We start from the raw sequence: 17,779 nt of genomic DNA, 5'->3' as shown, positions 1-17,779 counted from the left end.
AACGACTCCCAGGGCCTCAATTCAGTCGTCCAAAGCCGCCGCGGGGAGTCGCGCCGCGAACACGCCGAGCCTCCACAGCGCCAGCGCCCCACCACCGAGCAGCGCGAGCTTGACCGCGAGCTCCACCCACAGCGTCAGTCGTCCATCGATGAGCAAGCCCCCGAGCGCGACCACGACCAAGACCCCGGCGATCCGAGCCAGTCGCCCGCCCTCGAAGCTCGGCATCTGAAAGCGTCGCGCGGCCAGGCCAAAGCCCACGACCAGCACCGCGTAGCCGACGACCGTGGCCCACGCCGCGCCGAGGAGGCCGTACTTGGGCAGCCACAGCAGGTTGAGCGCGACGTTGACCGCTCCGCTGACGATCGTGATGACCGGGACCAGGCGGTTGGCCTTGTAGTAGAAGAGCACCGCCACGAACACGTAGTAGAGGCCCTGAAACAGCCCCCCGAGGGCCAGGATCGGCGCGAGCTCGGCCGCGAACGCGTACTTGGCCTTGAACAGCACGCGCACGATCGTCGGCGAGAGCACGACCATGGCCGCGCTCATCGAGCCGACCGCGAGCATGAAGTAGGTGATCGAGCGGGCGACGAAGGGGCGCTGGTCAGCCTGCCCGTGAGCGCGGGTGAACTGCGGGACCCAGGCGTTGTTCATCGAGGCGGCGATCAGGTTGACCGCCTCCATGAACACGTAGCCCGCGCTGTAGATGCCGACCGCGGCCAGGCCCAGGCTCGCGCTCCCTTCGGCGCCGAGCTCGGCCGCAGTCTCGACTCCGCTCGCGGCCCCCTCTGGCCCGAGGTGAGCATAGTGGCGCTCGATGATGAAGCGGTCCGACATGCCCAGGATCCAGTGCGCGATCAGGTGGGGCACGAGCGGGAGCGAGAAGCTCAGCGCCGCGCGCAGGTCGACCCAGCTCCACGCCAGCTTCACGTGGCGCCACGAGTAGATCACGAAGGGGATCGCCAGGACGATCAAGCTGGCCGCGCGGGCGTAGAACAGCCCGAGCACGCCCAGGCCCGTGAGCGCGACCAGACCCAGCGAGCCGACCACGTTGACCGCCGAGCCCAGCATGTTGACCCCGACGAAGGAGGTCGAGCGCTCCGACGCGACCCAGATCGCCCGCGGCACCACGCCGAGCACCCCGAGGAAGGCCATCCACACGACCAGGGCGCCGTAGGGCCAAAACGGCAGCTCGTTGAACAGCGCGTCGAACAGCGACGGCCCCGTGAAGGTCGCTACCACGCACAGGCCGAAGGACCAGAGCAACAAGAACGAGAGCACCGTGCCCTGAAAGCGCTGCTTGGCGACCTCGTCGTGCTCGTGGTCGAAGAAGAAGCGGGTGACCGAGCCGTGCAGGCCCGGGTTGCACAGGTGCATGAAGCCCGTGAGCAGCATCATGGCCAGCGACCACAGGCCGAGCTCCGCGGGGACCAAAAACCAGGTCAGGATCGCGGTCAGGAGCGCGGCGAGGATCTGGAGGCCGACCTGGCCGAGGGCGTAGATGCCCGTGTTCTTGAACAGCCGCCCGATCCGCTCGCGCGAGGAGTCTTGTGTCGTGGACGTCTCGCTCATCGTCAGCGGCCCGCCCGCAGCAGCTGGCCCAGGTCGTGCGCCCGCCGGGCGAGGCGAAGCTTCGTCCGCGCCCCGCGATGCTCGGGCCCGAGCAGCAGCAGATCGCGCAGCGCCTCCGGCGAGCGCTTGTGCTCGGCCCCGAGCTCGGCCCCGCCGAGCGCCCGCCTGGGCCGCTCGTCGAAGCGCGCCCGGGTCAGCTCGGGGAAGGTCTCGCGCTGCCAGCGATCGAATTGCTCGCCGCTCGGGTCGTCGGACGCGCTCAAGCCCGTGACCGGACCGTGAAGAAAAAACGGGCGCCCGGCCTCGAGCGCGTAGAAGGTCGCCGTGCTCACGCGGTTGGAGCTCACGAAGGCGTGGCGCTGGATCAGCGCGCGCTGCCGCCGGAGAAACTCCGGGTTGTCGTTGCGGTGACCCATGGTCGTGGTCGCAAACCCGCGGCGCTCGAACACCTCGCGCAGCGCGGGTTGCTCGTACTCGAACCAGTATAGGCACACGGTGATCGGCCCGAAGCCCTCGGCCTCGAGCTGCTCGAGCGCGCTCGCGTAGTCGCTCATGCTCCCGTCGAGGCGCTCCTTCTCCCAGCCGTGGAAGGGCACGACGAGCACGCTGCGCGGATGGTCGGGCCCGGGGTCGAGGGTCTCGGGCATGTACAGCCACGGCGCGCCGATCGCGACCGGCCCCCGGTAGTCGGCCTCGCGCGCGCGCTCGAGGTTGCGGCTCGACCACACGATCTTCGGCCCCGGCTGCTCCATGTCGCGGGCGCGCATGCCCACCCCGGGCTGCCAGCCGTGCTGAAGGCGCACGGGGATCCGCGTACGCGCGGGCAACCCACAGTAGGACAGCAAGATCGCGGCGTGTCCGTAGTGGCGGTTCTCGGCGAACATGATCGGCTGGGCCCGCCGGATTCGCGGGGGGCCAGACTCTAGGATAATCTGCGCCGCGATGGCCTCGCTCTGGCCCCCACTCACGGACACGGCGCCGGATCTGTCCGGCAAGGTCATCCTCGTCACTGGCGGGACGGGCTCCTTCGGGCGGGCCTTCGTCACGCGGGTGCTCGCGCAGCATGCGCCTGCCAAGCTCATCGTGTTCTCGCGCGACGAGCAGAAGCACTTCGCGATGCAGCGCGAGATGGATGACCCGCGCCTGCGCTTCTTCGTCGGCGACATCCGAGATCGCTCGCGGCTGCTGCGGGCGCTGCGAGGTGTCGACATCGTGATCCACGCGGCCGCGATGAAGCACGTGCCGCTGGCCGAGTACAACCCGATCGAGGCGATCCGGACCAACGTCGACGGGGCCGCCAACCTGATCGACGCCGCGCTCGAGCGCGAGGTCGAGGTCGTGGTCGGGCTCTCGACCGACAAGGCCGCGAGCCCGGTCAACCTCTACGGCGCGACCAAGCTGTGCATGGAGAAGCTGCTCGTCGCGGCCAACTCCTACAGCGGCCAGCGCGGGCCGAAGTTCAAGCTCGTCCGCTACGGCAACGTCGTCGGCTCGAAGGGCAGCGTGCTGCCGCTGTTCCTCAACCAGCGCGAGACCGGGACCTTGACCCTGACCGAGCCGGCGATGACGCGCTTTTGGATCCGCATGGATCAGGCCATCGACCTGGTCATGCTCACCCTCATGGATGGCCAGGGCGGCGAGGTCTTCGTGCCCAAGATCCCCGCCTGCACCGTCGCAACCCTGGCCGACGCCGTCGCCCCCGACGCCGAGAAGAAGGTCATCGGCATCCGCCCCGGCGAGAAGATCCACGAGCTGATGATCACCCCCGACGAGTCGCGCAACGTGCTCGAGTACGCCCGCCACTTCGTGATCACGCCGAGCTTTCCGTGGTGGGGCGGGCCCAAGCGCGAGGGCTCGCGCGTGGCCGACGGCTTCCAGTTCAGCAGCGACATCGCCGAGCAGCTCGACACGCCGACGGTCCGCGCGATGCTCCGCGAGATCGGCTACCCGGTCTAGCAGCCCGGTCGAGCCCCGGCTCAGGACCCGGCTTTGACCAGGGCCTTGTCTCGCAGCGAGCGCGCCCAGCCCTCGAGGTTGGCGACGGTGCTCTCGAGCTGCTGGGGCGACTCGGCGATGTCCGAGAGCGCGGCCTCGAGCAGCTCCTTGGCGCGGCGGATGCGACCGCGCACGGTGCCCTCGGGGATCTCGAGCACCTGGGCGAGCTCCGAGCCCGACATGTTCTCCCAGTAGTAGAGCTCGAGGGTGATCTGGTGGTCCATGGGCAGGCGGCGCAGAGCCTGCAAGAGGATCTCTTGCTCGCGCTTGTCGGCGACGAGCAGGCTCGGGCCCGGCCCGAGGTCGTGGACCGAGACGACCAGCGGGTCGAAGCGCGCGTCGTGGTAGCGCTTGTCGCGGTAGTAGCGGCGCAAGACGTTGCGGGCGACACCAAACAGGTAGCCGCGGAAGCTGGCGTCACCGCGGAAGCGATCGCGGCCCTCGACGCACGCGAGGAAGGTCCGCTGGATCAGGTCGTCGACCTCGTTCGGCGCCTTGTTGGCGAAGAACCGACACACGCTGTCGAAGTGACGGTTGAAGAGCTCGTTCCCGGCCCGCGCGTCGCCGTCTCGCCACTTGTCGAGCAAGTCGATGTCGGACTTGGCCGGGGTATCCTGCGCCATGCCAGGCGGATCCTAGCAGCGCTCGATCTTCCCGCCCAGCGCCGCCGATTTGGTCCAGGAGACTCCGACCCAAAACGATCGATCCAGAGGCCTCGTGGTACATCTACCTCGGCGGACTACTACCTGCGGACGACAGTTCTGAGCCGGCTCAGCTGGTTTCTCGGCCACGGGGAGACTTTTCATGGCGACTTCCAGGATGTGCCCTTCTTCACGCCCAACCCCCGCCAGGCTCGCGGGCTTCGCGGGCCTGACCACGCCGATCCTCCGCGCGACCGGCCTGCGGGCCGCTTGGAGTTGGTCTACATCATCGTCGACTCGTTCGCGGCCGGCCGCACTCACAATTTACCCCTGACGACTCCTTAACCAGGCACCTGATATGACTGAAACAGCAAAATTCCGCTTCTCTGCGCTGACCCTCTCGAGCATGCTCGCGCTCTCCGGCTGTAGCCTCGTCGGCGTCGAGCCCGAGGAGATCGACTTCCTCGACGGTGGCTCGGAGGGCGCCAACACCGACGACGAATCCGAGGCCAACGATGACGGAGAAGGCGACACCGGCGAAGGCGACGGTGACCCGGGCGACGGCGACGGCGACCCGGGCGACGGTGACGGCGACCCGGGCGACGGTGACGGCGACACGGGCGACGGCGACACGGGCGACGGCGACGGCGACACGAACACGGGTGACGGCGACGGCGACGGCGACGGCGACGGCGACGGCGACGGCGGGCTCAGCTGCGACGAGCTCGAGACCGAGGCGCTCGTGATCGGCGCCAACAACGTCGTGGTCCTCGATCTGATGTCCTCGTTCCAGGCCTCGTGTGGCGCCGCCGGACCCGAGGCCCTGTTCAACTTCACAGCCGAGACCGACGCGACCCACGCGTTCACGCTCAGCAACCCGACCTTCGAGGGGGTCATCTACCTCGTGGGCCCGAACTGCCAGCCCCTCGACGAGCTCGCGTGTGAGGGCGAGGACGTCGAGATCCAGTACCCGATGACGGCGGGCGAGGTGGTCTACGTGATCGTCGACTCCGAAGATGGTCCGGGCGCCGCAACGGTCACCGTCGACGTGATCTGAGCGCAGCGGCGGCACCTAGCAGCCCGGGGTGCAATGCATCGTGTCGCCTCGCGCCGGAATTTGCGCCGAGGGCGCGAAGCCAAAACGCCGCTGTACCGGGCGTACTGCAAGTTTTGGCGACAAAGCCCTCGGCGAAAAAGCCAAAACGCCGCTGTACCGGGCGTACTGCAAGTTTTGGCGACAAAGCCCTCGGCGAAAAAACCAAGCGAGGCGGCGCGAGGCATTGCGCCGGAATGTTCGCCGAGGGCGCGAAGCCAAAACGCCGCTGTACCGGGCGTACTGCAAGTTTTGGCGACAAAGCCCTCGGCGAAGAGGCCAAGCGAGGCGGCGCGAGGCATTGCACCCCGGGCTGCTAGTCCCGCCGCCGTGGATGCGCCATCCTGGAGGCAGTGGTCGAGGTGAGCAACGACGGCGAGCCCAGCTGCGGGTCACGCCCGTCGCTCGAGCGGACCGAGAGCGACGACGAGACCCCGGTCGAGCGGGACGATCGCGACGACCTCCTCGGAGACACGGATATCGGAGGCCCGGACGGGACCCTGTCCCTCCACGCGTCGCCGGTCCGCGTCGCGGCCCTCGACGCCGAGCACTTGCGCAACGCCGTCGCCGCGCGCCTGTTCGGGGCCGCGGCCGAGCCGGTCAAGATCGGGCGCTTCACCGTGCTCGAGCGGCTCGGGGCCGGGGGCATGGGGGTCGTCTACGCGGCCTACGACAACGAGCTCGACCGCAAGATCGCGATCAAGCTGCTGCGCGGCGTCGACGAGGGCGGGGCCCACATCACTCGGCTCAAGCGCGAGGCCCAGGCCCTCGCCAAGCTGTCCCACCCCAACGTCGTCCACGTCTACGAGATCGGCAGCTTCCGCAAGCAGGTGTTCGTGGCCATGGAGTTCGTCGAGGGCGTGACCCTGCGCGATTGGGAGCCCGCCGACGACCAGCCCGACCCCGTCGCCGAGATCGTCACCAAGTTCGTCGAGGCCGGGCGCGGGCTCGCGGCGGCCCACGCCGCCGGCCTCGTCCACCGCGACTTCAAGCCCGACAACGCGCTCGTCGGCGACGACGGCCGCGTGCGCGTGCTCGACTTTGGCCTCGCGCGGGGCCTCGACGAGCAAGAGGCCGTCGGCGAGTCGACCCTCGATCAAGATCGAGAGCTGTTCGAGTCGACGGACTCGACCCTGCGCCAGCCGCTGACCCGGACCGGCGCGATCCTGGGCACCCCGGCCTACATGGCGCCCGAGCAGCACCTCGGCCAGCGAGCCGACGCGCGCAGCGATCAGTTCGCGTTTTGCGTGGCGCTGTGGGAGAAGCTCCACGGTCAGCGGCCCTTTCGGGCCAGCGGCCTCCGCCAGCTCGCGGTCAAGGTCCTCGAGGGGAAGATCGAGGAGCCCGAGGACAGCCGCCACCCGGTCCCGCAGTGGATGCGTCGGGCGATCGAGCGCGGCATGGCCGCCGCCCCCGACGCGCGCTGGCCGGACATGAACACCCTGCTAGCGAGCCTGTCGGGCAACCCCCGCAAGCGCCGACGCTGGGTCATCGCCGCCGCGGTCGCGACCACCCTCGCCGTCGGCGGCGTGACCTGGGCGCTGACGCGCGACCCCGGGCCCGGGCCCTGCGAGGGCGGCGAACGCGAGTTCGCGGGCGTGTGGGACGACGAGGTCCGGGCCAAGGTCCACGCGGCCTTCGTCGCGACCAAGGCCCCCTACGCCGAGAACGCCTGGCAGGGGACCTCGCGCCACCTCGACGCCTACGCCGACGAGTGGGTGAAGATGCACCGCGAGGTCTGCGAGGCCTCGGTCGTGCGCCAGGAGGAGAGCCCCGAGCTGTTCGGGCGCAAGATGGTCTGCCTCGGCCAGCGCCTGACCGAGGTCGAGCAGCTGACCGAGCTGCTCGTCGAGGCCGACCCGGGCGTCGTCAGCCGGGCCGTGGTCGCGGCCGGCAGCCTCGCGCGGATCGAGAGCTGCGCCAACGAGCGCTCGCTGATCCCCGACGTCGACGACGAGCGCCTCGACGAGCTCGAGCGCCTGCTCGCCAGCGCCAACGGTCGCAAGGCCCTCGGCAAGTACGACGAAGGGCTCGAGATCGCCTCGCAGGCCCTCGCCCTGGCCAAGGCGATCGACACGCCCCACGGCGAGGCCCGGGCGCTGCTGCTGCTCGGCGATCTCCAGACCAAGGAGCGCCAGATCTCCGCGGCCAAGCAGAGCCTGCGCGAGTCCCTGCGCCGGGCCGACGTCGCCGGCGACGACGCGACCCGGGTCGAGGCCCTGACCCAGCTGATGCGCGTCTCCTACCTCGAGCACGATCTCGACAGCGGTGAAGCGCTGGCCGCCGACGCCCGCGCGGCCCTCGATCGCCTCGGCAGCGCGCCGCTGCTCGAGGCCGACTTCTACCTCCACTACGGCTCGCTCGCCCTCGCCCGCGCCGACAACGAGCACGCAGGCGAGTACCACCGCCGCGCGCTCGAGATCCGCGAGGCCCAGCTCGGCGCCGACCACCCCGAGGTCGCGATCTCGCTGACCAACATCTCCAACGCGCTGCGGGCCCAGGGTCAGCACCGACGAAGCGAGCAGATGGCTCGGCGCGCGCTGGCGATCTTCGAGTCCCAGCTCGGCACCGACCACCCCTACACCGCCGCGTCCCACAACAACATCGGCAACAGCCTGATCGAGCAGGGCCGCCACATCGCCTGGGACGACCCCGAGCGCGCCCTGCCCTACTTCAAGGACGCCGAGCAGCACTACCGCGAGGCCCTCACGATCCGCCAGGCCAACTCCAACGGCGAGCACCCCTCGGCCGCGGTCAACTACCACAACATCGGCGAGGCCCAGCGGATGCAGGGCCACGCCGCCGACGCCCGCGAGGCCCTGGAGCGCTCGCTCGAGATCAAGCGCGAGCACATGGACGACGACCACCCCTCGATCGCGCTGACGAGCACCGCGCTCGGGCGGGTCCTGATCGCTCTCGGCGAGGGCGAGGCCGCGCTCGCGCTGCTCGAGGTCACGGCCGAGCAGCGCAGGCGCCAGAACAGCTCGCCCGACGCCATGGGCGAGACCCTGTTCGCCCTCGCCCAGGCCGTGCTGCTCGAGGCCGAGGGTCCCACCCGCGAGCAGGCTGCGATCAAGGCCGTCGAGCTCGCCGAGCAGGCCCACGCCGCCTACGTCGAGGCCGGCGACGACTTTCGTGGCGAGCGCGAGCAGGTCGAGCGCTGGCTCGCCACGCACCGGCTATAGTGGCGCCATGCACGTCATGCTGGAGGTCATCCTCGCTCCCGGTGCCCAGGTCGGGGAGCTGCTCACCCAAGAGACGATCGAAGACACCAAGGCCCGGGTCATGACCCAAGCCGAGGTCGAGAAGCTCGGGTTTCAGAGCCTCGCCGACGGTCCCGAGGGCTGTGAGCGGCGCTTCATCGTGGTCGGCCGGAGCGACCAGCGGCGGATCCAAAATCACCTGGAGACGCTGCCCCGGGTCACCGGCTTCCGCGTCCACGACTTCGATCTGTGAGCTACTCGAAGGTGCAGACCCCGCGCGCGTTGCCCTCGCCGTCGGGGTTGCCGTGGGGCTGGCAGGTGGCGCCGCACGGGCACTGGGTCCCACCGATCAACGTCGAGTCGACGTAGCAGCGGTTGACGCAGTAGTTGGTGTTGTTCTCGGTCAGGTAGCAGGTGCCGACGGCCGAGGTCTGGGGGTGCGGAGCACAGTAGCTGGCGAGGCCCGAGCACGGCGGCGCGCACACGCTGCCCGGGAGTCCGAAGGGCGAGATCAGCGGCAGCTGTTGCGCGCCCGAGTAGTCGGGGCACTGACCGTCGATGACCGGTCCGTAGGGCTGGTCGGGGTCGAGCTCGTCGATCGTGCAGTAGCTCTCGTGGCATTCGTTCACGGTCGGGTAGGTCTCGACCGCCTTCGCCACCTCGCTGACGCAGGTCTCGTAGCACTCCTGGGCGATCTCGTTGGTGCTGTCGCACCAGCATGAGCCGCCTTCGCCGTACTGCTCCTCGAGGGCCTCGAGCTGGTCCGGGATGATGGCGCCCATGCACAGCAAGAACTTCAGGCACTGCTCGGGGGCGTCCCAGCACGAGCCGTCGGTGTCGTCGCCGTCACCATCTCCGTCTTCGTCCCCAGCTTCGTCTTCGTCTCCGTCTCCGTCTCCGTCCCCGTCCCCGGTCTCGGTCCCGGTCTCGGTCTCGGTCCCGGTCTCGGTCTCGGTGCCCGCATCGGTCTCGGGTGTGGTCGAGTCCATGCTCGTCCCCGTCCCGAGCTCATCGGTCGGCTCGGTGCAGCCGATCCCCAACAAGACGAGGCCCAAGACGGACGAGACTGACGCGGAGAGTCGCATGCGGCCGCATACCACACACAAACGGCGCCCACGCCGACGCGACGGTCAACGTGGGCGACGGCCTGTGCGCCGGGACTCTTGCACCACGGGCTGCTAGCAGCCCGGGCTGCTAGCAGCCCGGGCTGCTAGGCCGTCAGCGCGTCCAGGATCATGCGGATCTCGGCGAGGTCGGCGTCGCCCGGGAGCGCAGCCTCGGCCGCGTCGATCGCCGCGTAGGCGGCCTCGACCGCGACCTGCGTCGACTCGTCACTCTTTTTGACCGCAATCAATGCGTCTGTGTACGCGAGGATCGCCGCGCCCTTCGCCATGCGACTGGCGTCGGCGGCGAGCAGATCCCCGACCGCGTAGGTCTGCGTGAGCTCGACGCTCTCGAAGGTGCTCACGTCCTCCCAGGTCGCGGTCACGCTGATCTGCGCGGCGTCGTCGACGAGCTCGGGCGCGCAGGTCACGACCTGCTGATGAAAGACCATCGCGTCGTTCGGCGACAGGTGCTGGGGCTCGACCTCCTGGGGATCGCTCGAGAACTCCTCACCCGAGAACTTCACGATCTCGAACCCGGGCGGCATGGTCAGCTCGACCTGGACGTTGCGCGCGGCCAGGCCCATGGTGTTGACGAAGTTTTGGTTGAAGGTCTTCCAGGCCTCGGCCTCGTCGGTCACGAACACCGAGGCGCCCTTGCCCGCGTCGGTGACCGCGTCCATCAGGTCGTCGTTGTAGGTGCCCTCGAGGTCAACCCCGACGCCGACGAGGTAGATGCCGTCGGACCCGCCGTAGACCGCGTTCTCGGCGATCAGGTCGACCTCGGTCAGGCCCGCGTTGGCGCCACCGTCGGAGATCAAGACCACGCGGTTGAGCGCGTTGACGTCCCAGGTCTGCTGGGCGAGCTCGTAGCCCGAGGTCAGCCCGCCGTTGAGATCGGTCCCGCCGCCGGCCTCGAGCTGCTCGATCTTGTCGAGCAGCAGCGGGTCGTTGGGCCCGTCGACCTCGTGGCCGGCGAGAGCCCAGGTGTTGGTGGTGTCCCACTCGACCATCGAGACCTTGTCGCCGACGCGCAAGCTGGCGGCGATCGCCCGGCAGCTCTCGCGGAGCAGCTCGATCGGCTCACCGTTCATCGAGCCCGAGGTGTCGAGGACCAGCGTGACGTTCATCGGCGGTCGCTCGGCGTCGGTCATCTCCTCGCTGCTGACCGCGAGCTGGAGCTGGAAGCCGAGCTCGGGCTCGAAGCCCTCGAGCGGGCGGAGCTCGGCGCTGAGCGCCAGGGTCCCGTCCTCGGCCGGCGCGTAGTCGAAGCTGTAGTAGTTCATGAACTCCCACGGCCGGATCGCCACGGGGCCGATGCCGAGGCCGTCCTTGAGCACGCGCTCGCGGACCTGAACCGGCGAGCTCATCGAGTTGGAGTCGTCGGGCGAGAGGTAAAGGATGACGTCGTCGACGTCGTTGCACAGCGGCTCGCCGGTCTCGGTCTCGGTCTCGGTCTCGGTCTCGGTCTCCTCGGCCCCCTCGTCGTCGGGCACCATGGCCTCGTCACCGTCGCCGTCACCGGAATCACCGCCGTCGCCGTCGCCGGGATCACCGTCCTCGCCGGTACCCCACCCGTCATCCTCGCCAGCGCTGCTGCCTCCGGACTCGCCGCCTTCACCGACCGAGGACGCGCTCGAGGCCTCGTCGTCGCTGAAGGTGTCGTTCAGGCAGGCCGGGAGGCACAGGAGCAAGATGGGGAGCACACTCGAGAGGGATTTGATTCGCTTCATGGCTGGAGTCTCCAAGAGCCTTGTCAGGTGAAAAGCTCGGCGAAGAGTCAGTGCCACGGGCTGGCTCACTCGATCACGAGCGCACAACGCGACATCCTGCGTTTGGTATCTTCCGCCCATGTCGCTGCCCGACGGAGACTCCAAGCTCGCCCACCGCCTCGTCGATGAGGGCGCCCTGCTCCTCGATGTCCGCACCCCGGCCGAGTACCAGGAGCGGCACCTCGACGGCTCGATCCTGATCCCGCACACCGAGCTCGCCCAACGGATCGACGAGGTCCTGAGCGCCCAAGGTGGGGACAAGACCAAGCCGATCGTCGTGTTCTGTCGGCGCGGAGCTCGGGCCGGGGTCGCCAAGTCCGTGCTGCTCCAAGGCGGATTCACCGAGGTCAGCAACCTCGGTGGGATCGACGCCTGGTGAGCCCGCGGGGGCGAGGGCTCAGGGGTTGAGCTGGGCGAGGATCATCGCAATCTCGAGCAGATCCTCGTCGTTGGGCAGCGCGGCCTGGGCCGGGGCCATGGCCGCGAACGCGGCCGACAGCGCCGCCGTCTTCTGGTCGTCGTTGAACGCCTTTTGGTAGGCCTTGAGCGACTCGGCGTAGGCCACGATCGCGGCGCCCTTGAGCAGCTGCGACTGATCCATGCCCGTGAGCTCGGCGAAGGTCCAGGTCTGCTCGACCTGCTTGGCCTCGAAGGTCCACGGATCCTCCCAGGTCGCGAGGACCGTGATCTCGGCGGCGTCGTCGATGAGCTCGGGCGCGCAGGTCTCGACGTCCTGATAGAAGACCATCGTGTCGTTGGGCGCGATGTGCTGGGGGTCGACCTCCTGGGGATCGTCGGAGAAGCCCTCGCCCGAGAACTTCACGATCTCGAAGCCGGGCGGCATGGTCAGCTCGACCTGGACCTCGCGTCCGGCGACGACCATGGTGTTCTCGAAGTTGGTCCCAAACACCTCCCAGATCTCCTCGTCGTCGGGCAGGAACACCGAGGCGCCCTTGCCCGCGTCGGTGACCGTGTCCATGAGCTCGTCGTTGTAGTTGGAGTTCTTGGCGACCCCGACCCCGACCAGGTAGATGCCGTCGGACCCGCCGTAGACCGCGTTCTCGGCGATCAGCTCGAGGTCGGTGACCCCGGCGTTGGCGCCACCGTCGGAGATCAGGACCACGCGGTTGAGCATGTTGATGTCGTAGACCTGCTGCGCGAGCTCGTAGCCCGAGACCAGGCCGCCGTTGAGGTCCGTGCCGCCGCCGTAGCTCAGGTCCTCGATCTTCTCGAGCAAGAGGGCGTCGTCGGGCCCGGAGACGGCGTAGCCGGCCAGGCTCCACACGTTCTCGGTGTCCCACTCGACGATCGACACGACGTCGCCCTCTTGGAGCTGGGCCGCGATCGCGCGGCAGCTCTCCTTGAGCAGGTTCATCGGCTCGCCGGCCATCGAGCCCGAGGTGTCGAGGACCAGCGTCACGTTCATCGGCGGGCGCTCGTCCGGGGTCATGGTCTCGCTGCTGACCGCGAGCTGCAGCTGCCAGGTCGCGTCCTCGCCCTCGCGCACCTGCATGCTCGCGGACAGGGCGAGCTCGCCGTCGGCGGCGGGCGCGTAGTCGAAGCCGTAGTAGTTCATGAACTCCCACACGCGCACGGGCACGTTGCCGAGCGACTCCGAGCCCTCGGTCAGGACCCGCTCGCGAACCTGAACTGGTGAGCTCATCGAGTTGGAGTCGTCGGGCGACAGGTAGAGCACGACGTCGTCGATGTCGTTGCACAGCGGCTCGCCGGTCTCGGTCTCGGTCTCGGTCTCACCGTCATCCTCATCGTCACCGTCACCGTCACCGTCGCCGGGCTCTCCGTCGCCGTCGCCGTCGCCGCCCCACTCGTCGCCGTCGCCGTCGCCGCCCGAGTCGCCGTCTCCGTCGCCGGGGTCGCCGTCGCCGCCGTCGCTGGTGTTGGTGTCGCCGTCGCCCGGGCCTTCATCGAAGCCACCGGTCCCGTCGCCGTCGCTCTCGAAGCCGCTGGCGGAGCCCAGCTCATCTCCGCTGGCGCCGTCGTCCCCATAGCAGGCACCGAGGGAGACGAGGGACAGGGAGGTCAGAAACAGGAGGGAGTTCAGGCTGTAGCGTCGCATGAGGGAGTCCAGGGGACCGGGCGCCATGCCCGGCCAGCTCTATCTCCTCGTATCCCGTGCGACCTGTTCCGATCACACCCAGCCTGAATTTAGAGCTCAGGAGCTCTCGACGAAGGCCTTGAGCCGCTTGCTCCGGCTCGGATGCCGCAGCTTGCGCAGCGCCTTGGCCTCGATCTGGCGAATCCGCTCGCGGGTGACCGAGAAGTCCTGGCCGACCTCCTCGAGGGTGTGGTCGGAGGTCTCGCCGATGCCAAAGCGCATGCGCAGGACCTTCTCCTCGCGCGGGGTCAAGGTCGCGAGCACCCGGCGGGTCTGGTCGGCGAGGTTGATGTTGATGACGACCTCGGACGGGCTGACGGCGTTCTTGTCTTCGATGAAGTCGCCGAGGTGCGAGTCTTCTTCTTCGCCGATCGGGGTCTCGAGCGAGATCGGCTCCTTGGCGATCTTCAGGACCTTGCGGACCTTGTCGAGGGGCAGCTCCATCTTCTCGGCGATCTCTTCGGGGGTCGGCTCGCGGCCGAGCTCCTGGACCAGGCTGCGGCTGGTCCGGATCAGCTTGTTGATCGTCTCGATCATGTGGACCGGGATCCGGATCGTCCGGGCCTGGTCGGCGATCGCCCGGGTGATCGCCTGACGGATCCACCAGGTCGCGTAGGTCGAGAATTTGTAGCCGCGCTTGTACTCGAACTTGTCGACGGCCTTCATCAGGCCGATGTTGCCCTCCTGGATGAGATCCAGGAATTGCAGCCCGCGGTTGGTGTACTTCTTCGCGATCGAGACGACGAGGCGAAGGTTGGCCTCGACGAGCTCGCCCTTGGCCCTCTCGGCCTGACGCTTGGCGGTGCTCAGCTCGGTGTGGAGCTCGAACAGCTCGGCCGAGGTGATGCCCGTCTCCTCGACGATCTGCTTGATGCGCTTGTCGGCGATCTTCATCCGCGCCTCGATCTCGTGGAGCTCGGACGGGTGGAGGCCGAGGCGGCGGCAGAGCTTGAACTCTTCTTCTTCGCTGAGCCGGACGTTGCCGAACAGCCCGCGCAGCTCGGTCAGCTCCATCCCGGCCCGCTTCTCGCACATCGCGAGATCCGAGGTCGACTTCTGGAGCCGCTCGACGATCGCGTTGAGCTCTTCGACCATGCCGTCGATCGGCCGGCGCGTCAGGTACATCTCGCGGATCGCCTCGACGATCGCGACGTGGTGATCGCGGATCTGCTGCTCGACGGTCTTGCCCCGCTCCTTGGCCGGCTTGTCGATCTGCTGGGCCGCGGCCGTGCGCAGCTTCTCGACGTCCTTTTGGTGGCGGCGGATCTTCTCGAGCTGCTTTTGCATGTTCTCGAACGCCGCCTCCTGGTTGACCGGGGTGTCGTCTTTTTGGTTGGGCCCGTCGTTGGGCGTGGCGATCTGGACGACGTCTTTGATCCGCAGCTGGGTCCGCTTGATCTGGTCGAACAGGCCCTGGACGTAGGGCACGGCGATCGGGCTGCGGAGCACGATCTCGAACACCTGCTGGTCGCCCTGCTCGATGCGCTTGGCGATCTCGACCTCGCCCTCGCGGGTCAGGAGCGAGACCGAGCCCATCTTGCGCAGGTACATGCGAACCGGGTCGCTGGTCCGCGCGGTCTCGTTCTCGTCTTTTTTGTCGCGCCGACGCGAGCGTGACTTGCTGCGCTTGGGCGCGGGCGCGGCGTCGACGATGTTGACGCCGGCGGCGGCGAGCTGCTTGCGCCACTCGCCGAAATTCTCTTTGGCGACGACATCCGGGGGCAGCAGCTCACGCAGCTCGTCAACGGTGACGTGCCCCTTCTTCTTGCCAAAGGCGACCACGGCGTTCTTGATTTTTTCGGCGTCTACTGAGCGGTTCTTGCCGGACATACTGATGATGAACCTCTTAGGTGCAGACCAACGGGGTCAGTTTGGACGGGATCGAGATACAGGCTCGAGCTTGGCCTTGATCTCGTAGAGCTCGGCGAGGAGCTCGCGGGCGCGATCTTGCTCGCCGCGCGCCATGGTCGAGGAGATTTGTTGTTCGAGGCGCTTGCGCTCGATGAACAGGACCTCGCGCTCGCACAGGGCCACGGCGGCCATGAGCGCGGCCTTGGGATCTTCTTCGTCGGAGAAGCTGGGGCTGTGGCGGTCGGGCGTGAACAGGCGGTGCAGGGCCTGACGTTGATCGGCGTCGACGAGCTCGAGCAGCTCGCCTGCGCTCGGTCGAGGCTCGCCGTTCTTGGCGGCCTCGATGGTCCTGCGCACGATTGGGCCGAGTCGCTCGTCAGTCACGTGGTCCAAGACCCCCTCGCGCTCAGCCATGCGTGCAAGCTCAGGGCGATCGACGAGCAGCGCGGTGACGCTCGCCTGACCGCTCGGCAACGGCTTGACCGGGCGCATGGGCGCGGATTGTGGCATATCCGCCAAAAAATGCGACCTCCCCTCACCTTTGACCGAGGCCCGCATCTTCGCGACTGGCACCTCGAGCATGTCGGCCGCGAGATCTGCGTAGCGCTCCCTGGCCGAAGGTCGCCGCACGTGGCGGAGCAGCGGCAAAAGCGCATCAAGCGCCTTGACCTTGGCTTCGACCGATCGCAGCGCCCCCTTCGCGATCATGCGGTCTACAAACCACAAAATGGCCGGACGTGGGCGTGAGAGCAGGTTGGCGAGCTTTTCGGGCGTGGTGCTGTCGGGATCCTCACCGGGGTCGAGCGCAGCGATCCGCGCGTCCATGCCGATCTCGAGCAGCAAGGGCAGCGCTGCGTAGGCGGCCTTGGTGCCAGCGCGGTCTCCGTCGAAGCACAGCACGATCGTGTCGGTGAAGCGTGCCAGGAGCTCGCACTGGTCCTTCGTCAGGGCCGTGCCCAGGGGCGCGACGGTCTCGACGTAGCCACGCTGGTGCATCGCGACCACGTCGATCTGGCCCTCGACGAGGATCCCCCGCTCGCGCTCGCGCATGCGCGATCCGGCCGCATGCAGCCCGAACAACGTTTTGGACTTCTTGTAGAGCAGCGACTCTGGCGAGTTGATGTACTTGGGCGCCTTTTGACCGTCGTCGGTCTCTGCGAAAGCCGGGAGCACGCGGCCCGAGAAGCCGAGCACCCGACCGCCGGGTTGGACGATCGGGAACATCAGCCGCGCACGGAAGCGATCGTAGTAGCTGCCGCTCCGCTGGCTGCGGGCGACGAGCCCGAGCTGCTCGGCCATCTCGAGCGGGAGCTCGCGGGCTTGCAGCTCGCGAACCAGGGTGTCCCAGCCCCCTTCTTCGGGCGCGGGCGCGTAGCCGACGCGGAAGCTCTCGGCGGTCTCGGCATCGATGCCTCGCTCACGCTGGTAGCTACGGCCAGCTGCGCCGAGGGGATCGTCGGTCAGGAGGCGCCGGTAGATCTCTGCCGCGGCCCCGTTGATCCGATACGCGAGCTCACGGTCACGCTCGCGCTGTTCGGCCCGGCGCAGGTCGCCCGTGCTCTGATCGGGCAGCGCGACCCCCACGCGGGCGCCCAGGGTCCGGACCGAGGCCAAAAAGCCCACGCCCTCGACCTTCTGGATGAAGTCGAACACGTCGCCCCAGACCCCGCAGCCGAAGCACTTGAAGCTGCGCCGGACCGGGTCGACGTAGAAGCTCGGGCTCTTCTCGTCGTGAAAGGGGCACAGCCCCTTGAACTGCTTGCCCGAACGCTTGAGCCCGACGTGACCACCGATGACGTCCACGATGTCGGTCTGCTCGCGGATCTGCTCGATCGTCTGGTCTGGGATCGTCGCCATCGCCCGAAACGCCTCCCCAAGGATCCCCACAATCTCGGAAATCGCAAGCGGCGACCTCCCGAACCGAGCAGACACGCCCTTGCGGTGAGCCGATGCAAGCACCGTGCGCAGATCGGGTCGCGAACTTCGTTGAAAATTTGCCCGGCGCCCGGCTCCCATGCCACGGGTCTGCCATGGTCCACCTCACGACTTCCGCCAGCCACGCCGAGCCAAGCCAGGAGTCCGGCTCCGACCGCCGGGTCAGCGGTCGCCGCGCGCGTGCGCGCGATCGGCTGATGGACCGCGCCAGCCAGACCTACGCGCCCAACCCCGCGCTCTCGCAGATCCGGCACGTCGAGAACATCTTGATGTTCATCGACGACGACCTGCGCGAGACGGCGCTGTCGATGGCGCGGATCGAGAGCTACCTGATCTCGACGCTCGACATGCTCGAGGGCGAGAACCTCGTCCGCGCCGACGTCGAGGCCCTGGCCACCGACGTCGAGGTCCTCGACCAGATCGACCTGCTCAACGAGAGCCTCGAGAACCTCCGCCGTCGCGTCTCCCGCCTCGCGAGGCTGCTCTAGCAGCCCGGGCTGC

14 protein-coding genes are annotated in these 17,779 nt (G+C 68.4%); 6 read left to right on the top strand and 8 right to left on the bottom strand.

The features are described 5' to 3' along the window. Positions 1-21: 21 nt before the first annotated feature. Both ENSA5_RS38350 and ENSA5_RS38345 read right to left on the bottom strand, forming a co-directional pair. On the bottom strand, positions 22-1,569 hold the full coding sequence (locus ENSA5_RS38350; RefSeq protein WP_106394600.1) for a lipopolysaccharide biosynthesis protein: 1,548 nt from the start codon (positions 1,567-1,569) through the stop codon (positions 22-24). 2 nt (positions 1,570-1,571) lie between these two features. Beyond that, positions 1,572-2,453, bottom strand: a complete 882-nt coding sequence (locus tag ENSA5_RS38345) for a hypothetical protein (protein ID WP_106394599.1) — start codon at positions 2,451-2,453, stop codon at positions 1,572-1,574. A gap of 58 nt (positions 2,454-2,511) precedes the next feature. Here ENSA5_RS38345 and pseB point away from each other — a divergent pair, with 58 nt between their 5' ends. Further along, on the top strand, positions 2,512-3,525 hold the full coding sequence (pseB, locus tag ENSA5_RS27150; protein WP_106394598.1) for a UDP-N-acetylglucosamine 4,6-dehydratase (inverting): 1,014 nt from the start codon (positions 2,512-2,514) through the stop codon (positions 3,523-3,525). A gap of 20 nt (positions 3,526-3,545) precedes the next feature. Here pseB and ENSA5_RS27145 read toward each other — a convergent pair whose 3' ends face one another. Next, positions 3,546-4,187, bottom strand: a complete 642-nt coding sequence (locus ENSA5_RS27145) for an RNA polymerase sigma factor (RefSeq protein ID WP_106394597.1) — start codon at positions 4,185-4,187, stop codon at positions 3,546-3,548. Positions 4,188-4,563: 376 nt separating this feature from the next. Between ENSA5_RS27145 and ENSA5_RS38340 the strand changes: the two genes are divergently transcribed. The 3 genes from ENSA5_RS38340 to ENSA5_RS27125 all read left to right on the top strand — a co-directional run bounded on the left by ENSA5_RS38340 (position 4,564) and on the right by ENSA5_RS27125 (position 8,754). After that, complete coding sequence (locus ENSA5_RS38340) at positions 4,564-5,262, top strand: hypothetical protein (RefSeq protein ID WP_181198188.1); 699 nt, start codon at positions 4,564-4,566, stop codon at positions 5,260-5,262. A gap of 389 nt (positions 5,263-5,651) precedes the next feature. Continuing rightward, positions 5,652-8,483 carry a serine/threonine-protein kinase gene (locus tag ENSA5_RS27130; RefSeq protein ID WP_106394595.1) on the top strand — a complete coding sequence of 944 codons (2,832 nt, stop codon included), beginning with the start codon at positions 5,652-5,654 and terminating at the stop codon, positions 8,481-8,483. Between the two features lie 7 nt (positions 8,484-8,490). Continuing rightward, entirely contained in the window at positions 8,491-8,754 is a 264-nt protein-coding gene (locus tag ENSA5_RS27125) for a hypothetical protein (RefSeq protein WP_106394594.1), read from the top strand. A 1-nt stretch (position 8,755) separates the two neighbouring features. On the opposite strand, the gene ENSA5_RS38335 is transcribed toward ENSA5_RS27125, so the two are convergent. Together ENSA5_RS38335 and ENSA5_RS27110 are read right to left on the bottom strand one after the other, a co-directional pair. Continuing rightward, the gene (locus ENSA5_RS38335; RefSeq protein ID WP_181198187.1) at positions 8,756-9,586 is read right to left on the bottom strand and encodes a hypothetical protein; all 831 of its coding nucleotides are present in this window, start codon (positions 9,584-9,586) and stop codon (positions 8,756-8,758) included. Positions 9,587-9,711: 125 nt separating this feature from the next. Then, positions 9,712-11,337: a vWA domain-containing protein gene (locus ENSA5_RS27110; RefSeq protein ID WP_146156169.1), complete on the bottom strand. Its 1,626-nt coding sequence runs from the start codon at positions 11,335-11,337 to the stop codon at positions 9,712-9,714. A 118-nt stretch (positions 11,338-11,455) separates the two neighbouring features. On the opposite strand from ENSA5_RS27110, the gene ENSA5_RS27105 reads away from it, so the two are divergent. Next, positions 11,456-11,755: a rhodanese-like domain-containing protein gene (locus ENSA5_RS27105; protein WP_106394591.1), complete on the top strand. Its 300-nt coding sequence runs from the start codon at positions 11,456-11,458 to the stop codon at positions 11,753-11,755. An 18-nt stretch (positions 11,756-11,773) separates the two neighbouring features. Here ENSA5_RS27105 and ENSA5_RS27100 read toward each other — a convergent pair whose 3' ends face one another. The 3 genes from ENSA5_RS27100 to dnaG all read right to left on the bottom strand — a co-directional run bounded on the left by ENSA5_RS27100 (position 11,774) and on the right by dnaG (position 17,200). After that, entirely contained in the window at positions 11,774-13,453 is a 1,680-nt protein-coding gene (locus ENSA5_RS27100; RefSeq protein ID WP_146156168.1) for a vWA domain-containing protein, read from the bottom strand. 96 nt (positions 13,454-13,549) lie between these two features. Next, positions 13,550-15,322, bottom strand: coding sequence for an RNA polymerase sigma factor RpoD (gene rpoD, locus ENSA5_RS27090; RefSeq protein WP_106394588.1), 1,773 nt, complete (start codon positions 15,320-15,322; stop codon positions 13,550-13,552). A 36-nt stretch (positions 15,323-15,358) separates the two neighbouring features. Continuing rightward, positions 15,359-17,200, bottom strand: coding sequence for a DNA primase (dnaG, locus tag ENSA5_RS27085; protein WP_181198186.1), 1,842 nt, complete (start codon positions 17,198-17,200; stop codon positions 15,359-15,361). Between the two features lie 173 nt (positions 17,201-17,373). On the opposite strand from dnaG, the gene ENSA5_RS27080 reads away from it, so the two are divergent. After that, positions 17,374-17,766 (top strand): hypothetical protein, encoded by a 393-nt coding sequence (locus ENSA5_RS27080; RefSeq protein WP_106394586.1) that lies wholly within the window; start codon positions 17,374-17,376, stop codon positions 17,764-17,766. Positions 17,767-17,779: the final 13 nt, after the last annotated feature.

Origin of the sequence: Enhygromyxa salina (genome assembly GCF_002994615.1) — a bacterium.
Taxonomy (GTDB): domain Bacteria; phylum Myxococcota_A; class Polyangia; order Nannocystales; family Nannocystaceae; genus Plesiocystis; species Plesiocystis salina_A.
The sequence above is the reverse complement of the archived record's forward strand: the minus strand, read 5'-3'. Positions and strand labels throughout refer to the sequence as shown.